Source organism: Leucobacter luti, from assembly GCF_050310065.1.
Lineage (GTDB): Bacteria > Actinomycetota > Actinomycetes > Actinomycetales > Microbacteriaceae > Leucobacter > Leucobacter luti_B.
Window position 1 is genome coordinate 1593753 of sequence record NZ_CP190007.1, and the last position, 16693, is coordinate 1610445.

The 16693-nt window shown below is 73.1% G+C and carries 19 protein-coding genes; 10 read left to right on the forward strand and 9 right to left on the reverse strand.

The features are described from left to right. Positions 1-13: 13 nt before the first annotated feature. The 5 genes from ACOPJ3_RS07355 to ACOPJ3_RS07375 form a co-directional block, all read right to left on the reverse strand. A complete protein-coding gene (locus ACOPJ3_RS07355) occupies positions 14-754 on the reverse strand; it encodes a tyrosine-protein phosphatase (RefSeq protein WP_427868547.1) in 741 nt (246 codons plus the stop codon). Beyond that, positions 751-1704: an alpha/beta fold hydrolase gene (locus ACOPJ3_RS07360; RefSeq protein WP_427868548.1), complete on the reverse strand. Its 954-nt coding sequence runs from the start codon at positions 1702-1704 to the stop codon at positions 751-753. The genes ACOPJ3_RS07355 and ACOPJ3_RS07360 overlap by 4 nt, the downstream gene beginning before the upstream one ends. Positions 1705-1739: 35 nt before the next feature. Beyond that, complete coding sequence (locus ACOPJ3_RS07365; protein ID WP_427868549.1) at positions 1740-2099, reverse strand: Fe-S oxidoreductase; 360 nt, start codon at positions 2097-2099, stop codon at positions 1740-1742. Then, entirely contained in the window at positions 2096-2947 is an 852-nt protein-coding gene (locus ACOPJ3_RS07370; RefSeq protein WP_427868550.1) for an arginase family protein, read from the reverse strand. The genes ACOPJ3_RS07365 and ACOPJ3_RS07370 overlap by 4 nt, the downstream gene beginning before the upstream one ends. Positions 2948-3082: 135 nt before the next feature. Next, the gene (locus ACOPJ3_RS07375; RefSeq protein ID WP_427868551.1) at positions 3083-3919 is read right to left on the reverse strand and encodes a DUF3097 family protein; all 837 of its coding nucleotides are present in this window, start codon (positions 3917-3919) and stop codon (positions 3083-3085) included. A 60-nt stretch (positions 3920-3979) separates the two neighbouring features. Between ACOPJ3_RS07375 and ACOPJ3_RS07380 the strand changes: the two genes are divergently transcribed. The 4 genes from ACOPJ3_RS07380 to ACOPJ3_RS07395 all read left to right on the forward strand — a co-directional run bounded on the left by ACOPJ3_RS07380 (position 3980) and on the right by ACOPJ3_RS07395 (position 8956). Next, on the forward strand, positions 3980-5302 hold the full coding sequence (locus ACOPJ3_RS07380) for an MFS transporter (RefSeq protein ID WP_427868552.1): 1323 nt from the start codon (positions 3980-3982) through the stop codon (positions 5300-5302). Positions 5303-5330: 28 nt separating this feature from the next. Then, complete coding sequence (locus ACOPJ3_RS07385; RefSeq protein WP_427868553.1) at positions 5331-6530, forward strand: enoyl-CoA hydratase/isomerase family protein; 1200 nt, start codon at positions 5331-5333, stop codon at positions 6528-6530. 153 nt (positions 6531-6683) lie between these two features. Beyond that, positions 6684-7469: a DNA-methyltransferase gene (locus ACOPJ3_RS07390; RefSeq protein ID WP_427871183.1), complete on the forward strand. Its 786-nt coding sequence runs from the start codon at positions 6684-6686 to the stop codon at positions 7467-7469. Next, the gene (locus ACOPJ3_RS07395; protein WP_427868554.1) at positions 7466-8956 is read left to right on the forward strand and encodes a PLP-dependent aminotransferase family protein; all 1491 of its coding nucleotides are present in this window, start codon (positions 7466-7468) and stop codon (positions 8954-8956) included. Before ACOPJ3_RS07390 ends, ACOPJ3_RS07395 begins: the two co-directional genes overlap by 4 nt. A gap of 165 nt (positions 8957-9121) precedes the next feature. Here the strand turns inward: ACOPJ3_RS07395 and ACOPJ3_RS07400 are convergent, their stop codons facing one another. Next, positions 9122-9496 carry a DUF488 domain-containing protein gene (locus ACOPJ3_RS07400; RefSeq protein WP_427868555.1) on the reverse strand — a complete coding sequence of 125 codons (375 nt, stop codon included), beginning with the start codon at positions 9494-9496 and terminating at the stop codon, positions 9122-9124. A 59-nt stretch (positions 9497-9555) separates the two neighbouring features. Here ACOPJ3_RS07400 and ACOPJ3_RS07405 point away from each other — a divergent pair, with 59 nt between their 5' ends. Continuing rightward, positions 9556-10236: a metal-dependent transcriptional regulator gene (locus tag ACOPJ3_RS07405; RefSeq protein ID WP_427868556.1), complete on the forward strand. Its 681-nt coding sequence runs from the start codon at positions 9556-9558 to the stop codon at positions 10234-10236. Here the strand turns inward: ACOPJ3_RS07405 and ACOPJ3_RS07410 are convergent. Continuing rightward, positions 10181-10582 (reverse strand): DMT family transporter, encoded by a 402-nt coding sequence (locus ACOPJ3_RS07410; protein WP_427868557.1) that lies wholly within the window; start codon positions 10580-10582, stop codon positions 10181-10183. The two genes, ACOPJ3_RS07405 and ACOPJ3_RS07410, sit on opposite strands and share 56 nt — an antisense overlap. Next, positions 10582-10896, reverse strand: coding sequence for a DMT family transporter (locus ACOPJ3_RS07415; protein WP_427871184.1), 315 nt, complete (start codon positions 10894-10896; stop codon positions 10582-10584). Before ACOPJ3_RS07415 ends, ACOPJ3_RS07410 begins: the two co-directional genes overlap by 1 nt. Before the next feature lie 197 nt (positions 10897-11093). Here ACOPJ3_RS07415 and ACOPJ3_RS07420 point away from each other — a divergent pair, with 197 nt between their 5' ends. Further along, positions 11094-11762 carry an asparagine synthase gene (locus ACOPJ3_RS07420; protein ID WP_427868558.1) on the forward strand — a complete coding sequence of 223 codons (669 nt, stop codon included), beginning with the start codon at positions 11094-11096 and terminating at the stop codon, positions 11760-11762. A gap of 36 nt (positions 11763-11798) precedes the next feature. Here ACOPJ3_RS07420 and ACOPJ3_RS07425 read toward each other — a convergent pair whose 3' ends face one another. After that, positions 11799-12152 (reverse strand): GNAT family N-acetyltransferase, encoded by a 354-nt coding sequence (locus ACOPJ3_RS07425; protein WP_427868559.1) that lies wholly within the window; start codon positions 12150-12152, stop codon positions 11799-11801. 58 nt (positions 12153-12210) lie between these two features. Here ACOPJ3_RS07425 and ACOPJ3_RS07430 point away from each other — a divergent pair, with 58 nt between their 5' ends. The 4 genes from ACOPJ3_RS07430 to ACOPJ3_RS07445 all read left to right on the forward strand — a co-directional run bounded on the left by ACOPJ3_RS07430 (position 12211) and on the right by ACOPJ3_RS07445 (position 16681). After that, entirely contained in the window at positions 12211-12804 is a 594-nt protein-coding gene (locus ACOPJ3_RS07430; protein WP_427868560.1) for a hypothetical protein, read from the forward strand. Next, positions 12797-14428, forward strand: coding sequence for an adenosylhomocysteinase (locus tag ACOPJ3_RS07435; protein WP_427868561.1), 1632 nt, complete (start codon positions 12797-12799; stop codon positions 14426-14428). The genes ACOPJ3_RS07430 and ACOPJ3_RS07435 overlap by 8 nt, the downstream gene beginning before the upstream one ends. Further along, the gene (locus ACOPJ3_RS07440; protein ID WP_427868562.1) at positions 14428-15735 is read left to right on the forward strand and encodes an amidohydrolase family protein; all 1308 of its coding nucleotides are present in this window, start codon (positions 14428-14430) and stop codon (positions 15733-15735) included. The genes ACOPJ3_RS07435 and ACOPJ3_RS07440 overlap by 1 nt, the downstream gene beginning before the upstream one ends. Positions 15736-15853: 118 nt before the next feature. Next, complete coding sequence (locus ACOPJ3_RS07445; protein ID WP_427868563.1) at positions 15854-16681, forward strand: ABC transporter substrate-binding protein; 828 nt, start codon at positions 15854-15856, stop codon at positions 16679-16681. The last annotated feature ends 12 nt before the right edge of the window (positions 16682-16693 follow it).

Sequence of the window (16693 nt, forward strand, 5' to 3'; positions counted from 1 at the left end):
GCGGATCCCGCCCCTACTCGACGAGCGTGGCGTGCAGCCGCTCGAGCGTCGCGTCGCTCACGCCTGATGCGCGCAGGTAGTCGCGCACCGAACCGAAGCGGCGGTCGAGCTCGACGAGCGTGCGCTCGAGCGCCTCGGGCGGCGTGCGGCCGACGAGCCCCTCGGTCTCCGGTGTGAGCTCGAGGCCGAGCCGCGCGAGCGCGGCGAGGTGCGTGTCGAGCCACTCGCCCCTCAGATTCGCCTCCGAGGCCGCGTAGTCGGCGACCACGTCGTCGCGGCTCACGCCGACCGCCGTGAGGGCGAGGGCCGCGACGGCGCCCGTGCGATCCTTGCCCGCGGTGCAGTGGAAGAGTGTCGCGCCAGCCGCCTCGCTCTCCTCTTCGCCCTGCTCCGCGAGCAGGGCGAGCGCCGTCGCGAGCGTGTCCGCGTGCTCGAGGTAGATGACCTCCGTGAGCCCGAAAATGTCGAGGCCGCGCACGACGTGCGACGCCGCGCTCGGGAAGATCGGGTGCGGGATCAGGGCCGCTGACGCCGGCAGGGCGTCCGGTGAGCGCTCGCGCTCACCGTCGTCGCGGAGGTCGATGACGCGCGTGATCCCGAGCCCGGCGAGCTGCCCCACGCCGGCCTCGCCGAGCGCCGAGAGGGCATCGGAGCGGAACAGCCGGCCGGCGGCGATCGTGCCGCCGTCGGCGCGCATGCCGCCCAGGTCACGGAGGTTGTAGGTGCCCTCGACGGAGACGAGCTGGGAGATCATATCCCCATCCTGCCAGAGGGCCCTGCGGCGCGGGCGATCGCGCGATCGATCGCCGCCGCGAGCGCGAGGGGCTCCGCCTCGTGCAGGTTGTGCGGGCCGTCCAGCCGCTCGACGAACGACGCAGGAAGTCGCTCGCGCCACTCCCGCTCGAGCGCGTCGTCGACCATGCCGTGCGAGGCCCGGATCAGGGTGACGGGCGCCGGGATCGCAGCGAGCGCCGCCCACAGCTGCCCGGTCGGCGCCGGATCGGCTGAGGCGCTCGGAGCGACGTGCGCGAGGTGCGGGAGATGCGCAAGGTGGTGCGTCCACTCGAGGCGGCCGTCCTCTCTGCGCCGCGTATTGAGCGCGATGCCGCGCTCGAGTGCGGAGCGGTCGGAGCCGATCCCGAACTCGATCGCGCGGTCGATGATCTCGTCGACGCCGCCGAAGTCGCGCTTGCCCGTGATGAACTCCATGACGCGCTCGCCGCCGCCCCCTGGCACGACGCTGGGCGTGATGTCGACGACGACGAACGCCGAGACGAGCTCGGGCGCCGCCGCCGCGACGAGTGCTCCTGCGAGCCCGCCGAGCGAGTGGCCGACGAGGGTGACGGGCTTGCCGGCCGCCTGGCGCAGCACTGCCGTGAGCGACGGCGCGATCGCGGCGGGGGAGTAGTCGGCGTCGGACCGCCAGTCGCTCCGCCCGTGCCCGGGTAGGTCCAGCGCGAGCGCGGGCCGGCCGAGCGCGAGCAGCGCGGGATCGAAGCTGTGCGCGTTGAGCCCCGCTCCGTGCAGGGCCACGAGCTGGGGTTTCCGTGCCGGGTCGAAGGCCAGCCCCGAGACGGCGGTGCCGCCTGCGGCCTCGAACCGCATCCGGCGCACCTGGGGGAGCGCCGCCTCACGCCCGACGCGCGCCGCGTCAGCGGCAAGGAAGCGGAACTCGTCGTCTGCGTGCGCGGCGTCGGTGGGCATGCGCTCAGCGTAGCGCGCGCCGCGCGCGGCGAGCCCTATCGCCGTCGCCGCACGTAGCCGCCGTCTTCGAGCCCGGCCTCGATCTCGAAGCGGTTGCGCAGCGGGTCGCAGCCCGCGAAGAAGTACAGGATCGGCAGCGCGAGTCCGTAGCGGCGCCACTGCTCGCGGTGCACGCGCTCGTGCCTGAGGATCGCGGGGGAGACGTTGTCGTCGGTGAGGTAGCAGGAGCCCACGCAGCTCCCGCCCCGCCCGAACGCCCACCTCGGGAGCCCGCGGAAGACCCAGAGCCCGTCGTGCCGTTCGACCCGGCCCGTGCTGAGGAGCGAGCCCCACACGAAGCCCACCGCCGTCGCGTAGAGGTAGCCGAATCGGGCGAGCGGCCAGTGGCCGCTCATGCCTGCCGCTCCGCGAGGCCCGAGGTGAGGGCGCCGAGGATCCGGAGCACGGTCGGAAGGTCGTCGGCGGCCTGCGCCGCGTCGGCCGGCGCGAACTCGCACACGGTCGCGCCGACGAGCGGCACCGCAGTGACGGCGGCACGGATCGCGGCCGCGAGCTGCTTCGCGGTGAGACCGAAGGGTTCTGGGGCGTGCACCGACGAGAACTCGGCCGGGTCGAGAACCGTAAGCGAGACGTGAATGTAGACGCCCCCCACCCCGTCGAGGCGGGCACGGATCGCCTCGGCGAGCGCCTCGCCGTCCGCGTCGTCCTCCGAGGTGACGGCCCCCTGGACGACCGTGAGCTCGAGCCGCGTTATCTCGAGCGCCTCGTCAGGGTCGCTCGCGCGTGTGCCGACGAGCGTGACCCACTCGGCCGCGACCGGGTGGGGTGAGGCGAGATCCGGTGCGCCGTCGCCGAGCGCGTGCCTGAGCGTCATGTGCGAGGCCGCGCCGCTCGGGGAGGTCGTCGGCTCCTGCAGTGCGGGGTGCGCGTCGAACCAGAGGACGGCGATCCCGCCGTGCGTGGAGACCGCGGACTCGAGGCCCGCGAGCGAGATCGCGCCGTCGCCGCCGACGATGATCGGCACGCTCGCGCGCTCGCGCAGCGGCCCGAGCGCTGCGCGAGCGGCATCGCGGGCGCGCAGCACGCCGCTCAGGCGCGCGATCGGGGTGCCGAGGGCGTCGCCTGCCTCGAGAGGCACCTCAACGTCGATGCGGGCGGAGGACGGCAGATCTTCCCTGATCAGCTCAGCACCCTCGGCGATGCGCATCGCGCGCGACGAGGGCGAGCCCTGCCACTGAGGCATCACCAGAAACTCGGCCTTCGACAACGAGCACCTCCCCGAATCATCAGGATCTTTCGGCACTCAAGAATACGCCCAGGAGGTCCGGAATTGCCGGGGGATTCGCCCCGGGCGTGCGGGAGACCGCTCCGACCGGCCTCAACCGACCGTCACGAAGTCGATGAGGTGCTCCACTCTGCCGACGAGCGCGGGCTCGAGGTCGCGGAAGTGCCGCACGCGGCCGCGGATGCGCGCCCACGCGTCGGCGATGTCGGCCGGCTCGTCCGACGGCCAGCCGAGCGCGCGGCAGATCCCCGCCTTCCACTCGATGCTGCGCGGGATCTGGGGCCACGCCGTGAGGCCGACGCGCTCGGGCTTCACGGCCTGCCAGATGTCCACGAAGGGGTGGCCGACGATGAGCACGTTCGCCCCGTGCGGGCCGCGCGCGATCGCGTCGGCGATCCGCGTCTCCTTGCTGCCCGTGACCAGGTGATCGAGCAGCACGCCCGCGCGCCGCTGGGGACCTGGCTCGAACTCGTCGAGCACGGCCTGCAGGTTGTCGGCGCCCTGCAGCAGCTCCACAACGACGCCCTCGACGCGGAGGTCGTCGCCCCACACCTGCTCGACGAGCTCGGCGTCGTGCTTGCCCTCGACGAAGATCCGGCTCGGCATCGCGACCCGCGCGCGCTCCTGCGGGGCAGCGAAGGATCCCGAGGCCGTCCTGCGGCGAGCGGCCGGCTGCCTGACCGGGGCGACGAGCCTGATCGGCTCGCCGTCGATGAGGAATCCGTCACTCAGTGGGAAAGCCCTCACCTTGCCGCGGAAGTCCTCGAGCTGCACGAGCCCCTCGCGCGCGCCGACCACGGCGCCGCACCACTCGGTCTCGGAATGCTCGATGACCAGGCCCTTTGCGAGCGGCACCTCGCGCCGCTGAGCGGGGCCGCGGCGGGGCTTCATCCTGGCGAGCGGATCGTTGTCGTAGCGGTCGTCGAACACCCTCCGAGCCTAGCCCGTCGCGGTGCCCGAAATGTCGGCGGTCTCGGATAGTCTGTGCCCGTGAGTTTGGGACCCGGGGAGGGACGCAGGCGCGATCTGCGCGCGCTCCTCGTCGACCTCACGCCGCTGAAGGCGAGCCCCGAGTTCGCGCGGCTCTGGATCGGCACCTCGGTCGCCCAGATTGGCGCGCAGGTCACGATCGTCGCCGTCGGGCTGCACATCTACGAGCTCACGCACTCGACGCTCGCCGTGTCGCTCGTCGCGCTCTGGGCGCTCGGGCCCATGATCCTCGCAGGTTTCGTCGGCGGCGCGCTCGCCGACTCATTCGACCGGCGCATCGTCGCGCTCGCGACCGCGATCGTCGCGTGGCTGAGCATCGGCACGATGACGCTGATCTCCTTCCTCGGCGTCGAGGAGACCTGGCCCTACTACGCGCTCGCCGCGCTCAACGCGGCCTCAGCCACGATCATGGGGGCGACGCGGGGCGCGATCCTGCCGAAGCTGCTGCCCCCGCAGCTCCTCCCCGCGGCGGCGGCGCTCAGCGGGATCACGATGGGCCTCGCGATCACGGTCGGGCCGGCCGTCGCGGGCGTGCTCGTCGCGACCGTCGGCGTGCCCTGGACCTACCTGCTCGACGTGGTGCTGTTCACGGGCGCGTTCCTCGGGATCCTGAGCCTGCCACCCATGGTGCCGGACGGCGAGCGGAAGGCGCCGGGGCTCGGCTCGGTGGTCGAGAGCATCAGATTCCTGCGCACGGCGCCGAACGTTCGCGCAACGTTCATCTGGGACCTCGTGGCGATGATCTTCGGCACGCCGCGCGTCGTGTTCCCCGCGGCCGGCGCGCTGATCCTGGGCGGGGGACCCGTCACGGTCGGGATCCTGACCGCCTCGTTCGCCGTGGGCGCGCTGCTGAGCGGGCTCTTCTCGGGGCCGCTCGGCCACGTCCGCAGGCAGGGCCGGGCCGTGACGCTCGCGATCGCGGCCTTCGGCGTGTTCACGGCGCTCTTCGGCGTCGTGCTGCTCGTCACCGGGCTCGCCGAGCACGGCGCGTCGCCCACCTCGCCCGTCGTGCCAGCGATCGTGCTCGCCGGGCTCGCACTCGCCGGCACGGGAGCGGCCGACAACGTGAGCGCCGTCTTCCGCACCACAATCCTGCAGGCGGCCGCGCCAGACGACGTCCGCGGGCGCATGCAGGGGCTCTTCTACGTCGTCGTGGCCGGCGGGCCGCGCATCGGCGACCTCGTCGCAGGCGGAATCGCGACCCTCGTGGCGCTGTGGGCGCCGCCGCTCTTCGGCGGCATCGTGATCCTCGGCATCATGCTCACGCTGCTGCGGCTCGCGCCGGGCTTCCAGCGCTACGACGGGCACAAGCCGACGCCCTGATCCCGGACCGCGCTGCTAGCGTGGCGGCATGAGCACCGAGAGCAGCGCAAACGGCACCCAGCACCCGGGAACCGCCCAGGACCTCATCCTCGTGGCGCGCGAGGGAGCGACAACGCACGTCACCCTCAACCGGCCCCGCGCGATCAACGCCCTGAACTCCGTGATGTTCGCCGCGCTCACCGCGGCGCTCGCCGCCGCGGCTGAGGACGGCAGCGCCTCCGTGCTACTCGACGGCGCGGGCGAACGCGGCTTCTGCGGGGGAGGCGACATCAAGGAGCTCTCCACGGGCGACACCCGCGCGATCCTCGCCTCCGAGTACCGGCTCAACTACGCGATCTCCGAGTCGCCCGTGCCCGTCGTGTGCGTCATGGACGGCATCGCGATGGGCGGCGGGATCGGCCTCGGCGGACACGCGGCGCAGCGCGTCGTCACGGAGCGCAGCCGCCTCGCGATGCCCGAGGCCCGGATCGGGATCGCGCCGGACGTCGGGGGAAATCTGCTGCTCGCCCGCGCGCCCGGGCGGCTCGGCGAACTTCTCGCGGTCACCGCCGGGGAGATGACCGGGGGAGACGCCATCGCGCTGGGCTTCGCCGACTGGTTCATCGCGTCCGAGAAGCTGCCCGAGCTCCGCGCCGCGCTCGTGGCCGGCGAGGATCCCGAGGACGCGTGCGCCCGGCTCGCCTCGCCGTCGCCAGCCTCCGCGCTCCTCGCCGAGCGCGAGTGGTGGGATCCGGTCGCGGAGGGGGCGCTCGCAGGCGGCGTGTTCCGGCCGCTCGGAGACGCCGCAGCCGCCGGGGCGCTGAGGCTCATCGAGGCGCTCGAGGATCCGCAGACGGTGCCGGCCGCGGCGCGCGACCGCGCGGCGACGACCGCCGCGACGGTGCAGGAGCGCGCGGCGACGACCGCCGCGACGATGCAGGAGCGCGCGGCGACGACCGCCGCGACGGTGCGCGAGATGTGCCCGACCTCGATCGCCGTCGCCCTCGCCCAGCTCGACCGCACGCGGCGCGACCGCCTCGACCTCGCCGCCGTGCTCACTGACGACCTGCGCGTGCTCGGCCGCCTCGGGCCGCGCGCCGACTTCGCGGAGGGCGTGCGGGCGCAGGTCATCGACAAGGACCGAAACCCGCGCTGGAGCCCGGCGCGCATCGAGGACCTCGACCCCGCAGAGCTCGCCGCGATCCTCGACCCGACCCCGCGCCCGGGAGAGCACCCCCTCTCCCTGTGACAGGCAGTTGTTAGCGATTTCGGTTCGTAACGGGCGTCATACGAACCGAAATCGCTAACAACCCCCGGGTATTCTGGTGGGGTGAGCGAGCGCTGGGATCCGTCCGGCCCCGACGTGGTGTTCGAGGGCGACAACCTGCCGATCCTGCGCGGCATGCCCGCGGAGTCTTTCTCGCTCGTCTACCTCGACCCGCCGTTCAACACGGGCCGCGCCAGGCAGGCCGAGCGCGTGCGCGGCGTGCGCAGGAGCGCCGAGGACGGCGGCCGGCTCGGCTTCCGCGGCCAGGGCTACGCCGTGACCCGCGAATACACGCACGCCTACGACGACCGCTTCGCCGACTACTGGGGCTTCCTCGAGCCCCGCATCGAGGAGGCCTGGCGCCTCCTCGCCCCGGACGGCACACTCTACCTGCACCTCGACTACCGCGAGGTGCACTACGCGAAAGTCCTGCTCGACGCGCTCTTCGGTCCCGAGTGCTTCCTCAACGAGATCATCTGGGCCTACGACTTCGGCGGCCGCACGAAGCGCCGCTGGCCCGCCAAGCACGACAACATCCTCGTCTATGCGAAGGACCCGGCACGCTACTTCTTCGACGCCGAGGCGGTCGACCGCGAGCCCTACATGGCGCCCGGCCTCGTGACGCCGGAGAAGGCCGCGCTCGGCAAGCTCCCGACCGACACCTGGTGGCACACGATCGTCTCGCCCACCGGCAAGGAGCGCACGGGCTACCCCACGCAGAAGCCGCTCGGCGTGCTGCGCCGGATCATCCAGGCCTCATCCCGCCCGGGCGACTGGGTGCTCGACGCCTTCGCCGGGAGCGGCACGGCCGGCGCCGCCGCGGCCGAACTCGGGCGCAAGTTCGTGCTGATCGACGACAACGCCGAGGCGATCTCGGTCATGCGCTCGCGGCTGCGGAGCACCGGGGCGGCGTTCCGATGAGCGGCGCGCGGGCCACGGGCGGCTTCCCCGTCACCCTCGATCGCGGTGCCGGGGTGCCGCTTCCCGTGCAGCTCGCCTCCGCGCTTCGCGAAGCGATCGACGACGCGACGCTGCGGCCAGGCGAGGCGGTGCCCGCGACGCGTGAGCTCGCGCGGCGGCTCGGGATCGCGCGCGGCGTCGTCGTCGCCGCCTACGAGCAGCTCATCGCCGAGGGCTACCTCGCGGCCGCGCGCGGGCGCGGCACGCTCGTGAACCCTGCGCTCGGCGCCGGAGCGTCCGCCGCCGCTGAGCCTGCGCTGACCGGGCCTGCGGAGGCGAGTCAGTCGGGTCCGGATCCTGATCCGGGCCCGGATCCAGATCCGGATCCGACGCCGGGCCCCGGCGTGTCCGGCGTGCTCGCCCCCGGCGTCCCCATCACCGACGCGGTGGCCGGCCCCGCGTGGCGCGCCGCCTGGCGCGAGGCCGCGGGTCGCCTCGGCTCGGTCGCCCCGGCGCTCGGGGATCCGGAGCTGCGTTCCGAGATCGCCGAGCACCTCCGCCGGATGCGCGCGACCGCGCGGTCTGCCGCGGACGTGCTCGTGACCGCCGGCACGCGCGACGGGCTCGGGCTGCTCCTCACGGCGCTCGGCGGCACGCGCGGGCGCGAGCTCGTCGTCGGGGTCGAGGATCCCGGGCTGCCGTCGCTGCGCGGGGCGGCGGCGCGATACGGCGCCCGCATTGTGACGCTCCCCGCCGACGCCAAGGGCCTCGACACGGCCCGGCTGCCCGACGGGGTGCTCGACGTCGTCATCGTCACGCCGAGCCACCAGTACCCGCTCGGCGGGACGCTGCCGCTGCCGCGCCGGCGCGAGCTGCTCGCGTGGGCGCGCCGCACGGGCGTCATCATCGTCGAGGACGACTTCGACTCCGAGCTCCGCTACACCGGCTCGCCGCTGCCGACGCTCGCCGCGCTCGACGACCCTGCCACCGGCAGCGTCGTGCTGCTCGGCACGTTCTCGCGCACGGTGTCGCCCGCGCTTTCCGCCGGCTACCTGCTCGCGCCTGCCGGGCTGCGCGGCCTCATCGAGCCGGTGCGGGCGGAGCTCGGCGGCCCGGTGTCGAGCGTGGTCCAGGCCGCGCTCGCCCGCTACCTCGCGAGCGGGGAGCTGCGCCGCCACACCGCGCGCATGCTGCGGCGCTACGCCGCGAGGCGCGATGAGGTCTCGGAGCTCCTCGCCGGCGCGCGCGGGGTGCGGGTGCGCCCCATGGACGGCGGGCTGCACGCCGTGCTCGAGCTCACGGGCGGCGACGCGGCCGCGCGGCGGGCGCGGGAATCCCAGATCAGGGACGCCGCCGCGGGGCTCGGCGTGCAGGCGCTCGGCGGATACTGGCAGCAGCGGGAGCCGGGGGCCGCCATCACCGGGCTCGTCATCGGGATGGGCGGCGCCGACGACGCCGAGTTTCGCGCCGCGCTCGCCGAGCTGCGCGCGATCCTGGACAAGGGGTAGCCGCGGCGCTGGGTGCGTTGGGTGCTCGCGGCGCACCGGGCGCTCGCGGCGTCGCGTTCGCTGGGGGATCGGCGTTCAACTTTGCGAATTTGGGCATTTGGGCGAGCTGAGTGCAGATTTGCCTGCGAGCGCAGGCGCGCGGGCGCCCAAGCGCGCCCCCAACCCCTACTTCAGTCGACGCTCCAGCACCGCGCGCAGCACCGGAACGTGGCTGTGATCGGGGTGTTTGGCGCCCGTCAGCAGCGTCGCGAGCGGCTTGCCGCGCAGCAGCAGCACGAGCTGCTCGAGCGCCTCAGCCGCATCCCCCTCGGAGAGCTCAGCCTCGAACGCCTCCGCGAGGCGCTCGCGTCCCTCCTCCGTGTCGGTCGCGTGCGGCGCGTGCCACAGATGGCGCAGCTCCGTGCTCGGGGTCGCCTCCTTCGCCCACAGGTCGAGGTCCGCGCGCTCCTTCGACACGCCGCGCGGCCAGAGGCGGTCGACGAGGACGCGCACCCCGTCCTCGCCGACGGGGTCATAGATGCGTGCGATCCGGAGTTCCATCTCACCAGTGTGCACCCAACCCCGCCCGCGCGAAAGGATCGGCGGCTAGGGTTGACGTCGTGAGCGTCGACGATATCTCCCCGGGAATGCAGAACTACCTCAAGGTCATCTGGGGTCTGCAGGAGTGGTCAGACGCGCCCGTCTCGAACTCGGCGATCGCGGAGGCCGCAGGCGTCCGCCTCTCGACCGTGTCCGACGCGCTGCGCAAGCTCGCAGACCTCGAGCTCATCGGTCACGTCCGCTACGGCACCGTGACCCTCACGGACGCTGGCCGCGTCCACGCCGTCTCGATGATCCGGCGCCACCGGCTGCTCGAGACCTTCCTGGTGCGGCAGCTCGACTACGAGTGGGACGAGGTGCACGCCGAGGCCGACCGCCTCGAGCACGCGGTCTCCGACGAGCTCATGGACCGGATCGACAGGGCCCTCGGCTTCCCGACGCGGGATCCGCACGGCGACCCGATCCCGAGCGCGGACGGCCGCGTGCACCGCCCCGACGCGGTCGTGCTCGCGAGCGCGCCGAGCCCGTGCAGGGCGCGGATCGAGCGGATCTCCGACTCGAACACCGAGATGCTGCAGTACTTCGCGAGCCGCGGGCTCGTGGTCGACGCCGAGCTCGAGGTGCTCCCGGCCGAGCCGTACGCCGAGACGGTCACGGTGAGGGTCGCGGGGGATCCGGATCCCGTCAGCCTCGGGCAGGCGGCGGCGTCGGCGATCTGGGTGTCGCTGGCCGCGGAATAGGCGCGAACTTCAGGCCGACCACGCAGCCGATGATCCCGGCGATGAAGAGCAGCTTCAGGATCGACGGCTGCTCGTGCCCGAGCAGCATCGACACGATCACGGTGAGCGCGGCTCCGAGGCCCGTCCAGACGGAGTAGGCGACGCTGATCGGGATCGCCCGCATCGCCCAGCTGAGCCCGACCATGCTGAGCGCCGCGGCCGCCACGAAGAGGAGCGACGGCACGAGCCGAGTGAAGCCGTGGGACTCGTCGAGCGCGATTGCCCAGCCCATCTCGAGCCCGGCGCTCGCGATGAGCACGATCCAGTGGAGGGCGGTCGGCTGCACCTTCGCGACCCGCGCGGCCATCAGCTCACCACCTTCAGGCCGACGACGCATCCGATGAGGCCGATGAGGAGCAGGATCCGGAGCACAGAGGGGCGCTCGGCGCCGCTCAAGATCGCCCACGCCGCGGTGAGTACGGCCCCGATCCCGACCCACACGGCGTAGGCCGTGCCGACGGGGATCTCGGTGAGCGCGAACGCGAGCCCGGCCATGCTCGCGCCGAACGAGACGACGAACAGCACGCTCGGCCAGAGCCGTCTGAAGCCGTGAGAGGCGTCGAGCGCGGTCGCCCAGGCCGCCTCGAGGAATCCGCTGAGTATGAGCACGAGCCATGCGATGGACACGCTTCGTCTTCCTGGCAGTCGTCAGTGTGCGGGTACTGCTCCCTCGTCCGCACCCCGGGTTGCGGGGTCTGAGTCCAGTCTTTCACTTGCGAACCGCCCGGGGCTGCGCTGAGCTGTGGAATTGTCGCGCACGAGGCATGCATCATGAGAGATAATCGAAGTGGTCCGACTCGGGGCCCGAGGGGAGTGCGGTGTTCGACTGGTTGAAGAAGGGGCGGCGAGCGAAGAAGAAGCCGCGCCCGGTACGCCGGCTGCCCCGTCGTGTGCTCGCGCCCGTCGAGGAGATCGTCGAGCAGGGCCTCCTCGTCGCGGACGTCGCGGTGCGCATGTCCGTCAAGAACGCCATCATCATGAACGCACTCAAGAAGCACGTCGCCTACGACGGCGACCAGATCGCCGACATGGTGCAGCGCGCGACCGAGGAGCTCGCGGACGAGCGCGAGCGCGACGCGCGCCACATCTCCCGCATACGCAACGAGATCCGGGATACCGGCCGCAGCTCGTGGAGCGAATCCGACTACGGCAACGACGACAACCGCACGCTTCGCCACCGCCAGGAGGTGTACGAGGGCGTCGCCGAGGAGCTGCGGAAGCGCGCAGCGGACGAGACCTACCTCAGGGAGACGGCCGAACGCTCCCGGGCGCTCGCCTGGCACGAGATCGGCGACTCGCTCGCCGAGCGCGCCACGCACCCCTACTACAGCGGGGGCGCGAGCGAGGAGTACCAGAACGCCCGCGAGGGGCGGATCCAGCAGCTCATCGAGAAGGATCTCACCTCGCTCATGCAGCAGCACGGCGGGAAGCCCGCGAAGACGCGTCGCTTCCTGCGGAAGGATCGCGACGCCGAGAAGGGCGAGTAGCGGGAGGCGCGGGCCTGATCGCCCGGTCCGCCCGGGCTACTCCTCGCGGCCGCTCTGCGCCGCGATCTCCTCGAGGATCTCGGGGTGCTTCGCGAGATAGCCGTCGATGAACCAGCAGGAGGCCGCGATCCGGCGCCCGCTCGCCGCCGGGCCGAGCAGCGCGAATCGCGCGAGCAGCCCGGAGATCCCTGTGCCGCGCAGCTCCGGGATCACGACCGTGTGGTCGAAGTCGATGAGCTCGCTGCCGCGCAGTGAGAAGTGCGCCTCCCCGACGAGGTCCTCGCGGCCCTCCGCTCCGGATCGGTAGACCGCATACCTGCTCGCATCGGGCTCGTACGCGAATCGGAAGCCGTCGGCCGCCGCCTGCTGCACATCGGTGTATCTCGCCATGGCGCCAGCTTAGCCCGCGCTCATCTTCAATGTCCGAGGTGTTGGCTATCCTCGGAGGGTGCAGATCAGGACCCGGTATCGACGGTGCGCGGCGGCGCTCGCGGCGCTCGCCGCGATGGGCTCGCTCGCTGGCTGCGCCCCCGAGCCTCCCGCGGAGCCGGAGCAGCTCACGGCGAGCGAGGCCGGGGGCGTCTACCTCGATGCGGTGTGCCCCGTGAATGCGGCGTGGGATCGAGTCGACCTGGAGGTCGACCGGCTGCGCCTCGCCGTCGGTCGCGGTGAGGGCGACACGGCGGCCCTGGCCGACGAGTTCGAGAGGCTGGGCGCCGCGAGCGGCAAGGCTGCGAAGGAGCTGGATCCCGAGGCGAACACGTGGCCGAAGGGGGCGGAGGCGCCGGTCGAACGCGTGCGGAAGTCGCTGATCGCAGACGAGAAGCAGACGGCGAAGGCGGCGAAGCTCGACGCGGAGGATCTCGTGGGCTACGCGTGGCCTGGCGCCGATGAGGCTGCCGGGGCGGCGGCGGAGGCGCGCGCGGCGCTCGGGCTGCCGGCCGACGCGGAGTCGGCGTGCGCGCAGTGGGCGGAGCAACAGGCCAAGCAACAGACGGAGAAGAAGTCGGGGAAGTCGGAGTCCGGGAGTAACGGTGGCTGAGCCGGGGCGCGAGATTGTGCTCGGCGTTGAGCGGGCGCTTCGCGCCGCGGCGCGGGCTGGAAATCGGCTGCTCGCGGCCGGCACGGCGCGCGTGGAGCTGAGCGACGGCGCGGCGGCGGGCGCGCTCTGGGCCGCGCTTGAGCGGGCGGGGGTGCGCCGCGCGCGACCCGGCGCACATGCGGACTTCGTGTTTGTCGACCGCGCGGAGGGGCCAGAGCTCACTGGCGGCGCGGAGGACGAGCCTGGCGAGCCGGCCGAGTTGGCCGAACCGCGGCGGGCCGGCCTTCCCACGGTCGTCGTCGACCTGGCCGGCCGCGCGCGCTCGTCGCGCGGGGCCGATCCGGAATCGCGCATCGCGTGGGCCGCCGCAGGCATGCCCGCGACCGCCGCGCTCGCGGCGCAGCTGCGCGATGCTGCGGAGGGTGGCGGCGCGCCCCGGATCGCGGTGAGCCTCGTGCTCGAGCCCAAGACGGCGGCGTTCGCGCTCGCGCTCCGCGACGCGGGCTGCGAGGTCGCGGTGTTCGGGGCGGTGTCGGAGACCGACCCTGAGGTGGCGGCAGCGCTCGCCGCGCGCGGTATCGAGGTGTGTGCGCCGCGGGCTGAGCTGGCGTCGGACGGTGCGGGGGCGAAGCTCGACGCGGCTCACGCCGCCGCGGTGCTCGACTGGAATCCCGAGCTGCTCATCGACGACGGCGCCCACCTGATCCGGCTCGCGCACACGCGCCGCGAGGGCTTCCCGCCCGCGCTTCGCGCCGCGGCGGAGGAGACGACGAGCGGGGTCAGGCCGCTGCGCGAGATGGCGGCGTCCGGCGAGCTGAAGATCCCGGTCATCGCCGTGAACGACGCCCGCACGAAGACGGGCTTCGACAACCTCATCGGCACGGGGCAGTCCTGCGTGTTCGCGATCTGCGACGTGCGCGAGGCGGCCGCGGGTGCCGCCTACGCGGGCGTCGCGGGGGAGCGCTGGACCGTGTTCGGCTACGGCCCGGTCGGTGTCGGCGTCGCGCGCTTCGCCGCGGCGCTCGGCGCCAGGGTCACGGTCGTGGAGCGGGACACCGTGCGGGCGCTCGCGGCCCTCCACGACGGCTTCGAGGCGGCGTCGGCCGAGGAGGCGCTTCCCGGCGCGGACGTCGTGGTGAGCGCGACGGGCGTCTGGCACACGATCACTTCTAGCCACTTCGGGCTCATGCGCGACGGGGCGGCCGTCGCGGTCGCCGGCGGCATCGACGACGAGCTCGCGCTCGACGAGCTCGCGCGTGCGGGCTGGCTCTCGGCACCGCGCGGCGCAGCCGCCGATGAGTGGGTCGCGCCCGGCCGTGCGCGCGGGCCGCTCGTGCTCGCTGGCGGCGGCGGGATCAACTACACCGCGGGCGAGGGCAACCCCGTCGAGGTGATGGACCTGTCCTTCGCGACGCAGCTCTCGGCGCTCATTAGGCTTCGTGCCGGCGGCCTCCCGCCGGGCGTGCACGTGCTCTCCGCGGCGGAGGAGCGGCGCGTCGCTGCCGCAGCGCTCGGGGCGCTCGGGGGCGGGCTCGATCCGGAGCCCGAGGAGACTCGCCCGGGCGGCGCGGCACAGCCCTGGCGAGTGCACCGGTACCGGGCGCCGGGCCTAGAATCTTGCTGATGAGCACCACCGAGTCCGAGATCGTCGTCTACAGCGCCTCCCTCGTTTTTCCGGTCACGAGCCCCCGCATCAAGGACGGCGCCGTGGCGGTGCGCGACGGCAGGATCCTGCACGTGGGCGACCGCCGCTGGGTGGTCGAGGCGCTCGCCGAGCGCGGCGCCGACTACCGCGAGGAGCGCTGGGACGGCGTGCTCGCGCCCGGCCTCGTGAACGCGCACACGCACCTGCAATACACGCACATGTCCGAGGTCGCCGAGCGCAGCTACCGCGGCTTCGACGACTGGGGCGACGCCTTCGACATCGTCTACGAGGGCGGCGCGCGCGACTGGGCGGCCGCCGCGGCCGACGGCGCGGCGATGAGCCTCGCGGCCGGCGTCACCGCCGCGGCCGACGTCGTCACGGACAGGGAGGCGCTCAGCGCGCTCCACAACGCGGGCATGCACGGGATCGCTTACTGGGAGGTCTACGGCAAGAGCAACGCCGACTGGGATCACGCGGCCCGCGAGGAGGTGCGGGAGCAGATCCGGCAGATCCCGACGCCGCCAGGGGCCGGCGTCTCGCCGCACGCGCCGTACTCGCTCGAGGTGCAGCCGCTCCTCGACATTCCCGACATCGTGCGCGAGGAGGGGCTCCGACTCCACATCCACCTCGCCGAGGCACACATGGAGCGCGAGTTCGACGGGATCGACGGCTACGCGGGCCCCGGCGGCCACGGCGAGTGGCCGGAGCTCGCCGCCGACAGCTTCCGCGCGCTCCGCTCGCACGGCATCGGCGTCTCCTCGACCCAGTTCGTCGATCACCTCGGCGTGCTCGGGCCCGACTGCCACATCGCCCACGGCGTCTACGTGAGCGCGCAGGATCGCGCGCTGCTGCGCGCCCGCGGCACGAGCGTCGCGCTCTGCCCGCGCTCGAACGCGGTCATCGGCCTCGACATGCCGCCCGTCGCCGCCTACCTGCGCGAGGGCAACCTCGTCGCCGTCGGCACGGACTCGCTCTCGTCGTCGCCCTCGCTCGACCTGCTCGCCGACGTCGCCGTGCTGCACCGGGTCGCCCGCGAGCAGGGCTACCGGGGCGACGACCTGCACCAGCGGCTCTTCGTCGCGGCGACCCTCGGCGGCGCGAGCGCCATGGGCCTGCACGTCGGCAAGGACCGGATCGGCCAGCTTGGCGTCGGCGCGCAGGCGGATCTCGCCTTCTTCGACGTGCGCACGAGCGATCCGGATGTCGCGCTCGCCGAGCTCGTGGAGAACGGCGCCGGCCTCGCCAGGCGCACGATCGTCGGCGGGGTGGAGCGCTTCCGCGCCTGACCCCGACCGCGGGTGAGGCGAAGTGTTTCGGACGCCGTCCGAAATGTCCGTGGCACCTCGTAGAATGAACCCCGGCGCCCGGGAAGAGCGGCGCGCCAATTTCGACCATAGGAGCATCATGTCCCGCACGCCCCGTCTTCTCGCTGCCGTCGCAGCAGGAGCCGCAGCACTTCTCGCCCTCTCCGCCTGCACCGGCGGCGGAGACGCCGCCTCCGAGCCCGGCAACGTGACCGAGGGCAAGCTCACGATCGCGACGGGCGAGCCCGCCTACGCGCCGTGGGTGATCGACAACAAGCCGGAGAGCGGCGAGGGCTTCGAGGCGGCCGTCGCCTACGCCGTCGCCGAGGAGATGGGCTACGCCAAGGGCGACGTGGTCTGGGTGCGCACGAGCTTCGACTCGGCCATCGCGCCGGGCCCGAAGGACTTCGACCTGAACATCCAGCAGTTCTCGGTGAGCGAGGACCGCAAGAAGGCCGTCGACTTCTCCTCGCCCTACTACGAGACCACGCAGGCCGTCGTCGCGGCGGGCGGCACCCCGGCCGCCGAGGCGAAGAGCATCGCGGACCTCAAGGACGCGGCGATCGGCGTCGCATCGGGCACGACCTCGCTGAAGGTCGCCGAGGAGGTCATCGCCCCGAGCAAGGACCTGCAGGTCTTCAACAGCCTCGACGACGCGGTGGCGGCACTCCAGAGCGGCCAGATCGACGCGCTCGTCACCGACCTGCCCGGCGCGTTCTATGTGCGTGACGCGCAGCTCGACAACGGCGTGATCGTGGGTCAGCTCGAGTCAGAGCAGGGCGGCGACGAGTTCGCGTTCGTGCTCCCGAAGGACTCGGCGCTCACCGCGAAGGCGAGCAAGGCCGTCGACGCGCTCCGCGAGAGCGGCAAGCTCGATGAGCTCGCCACCGAGTGGATCGCCGACCAGGGCGCGCCCGTCCTCAAGTAGCCGTCGCGAGAG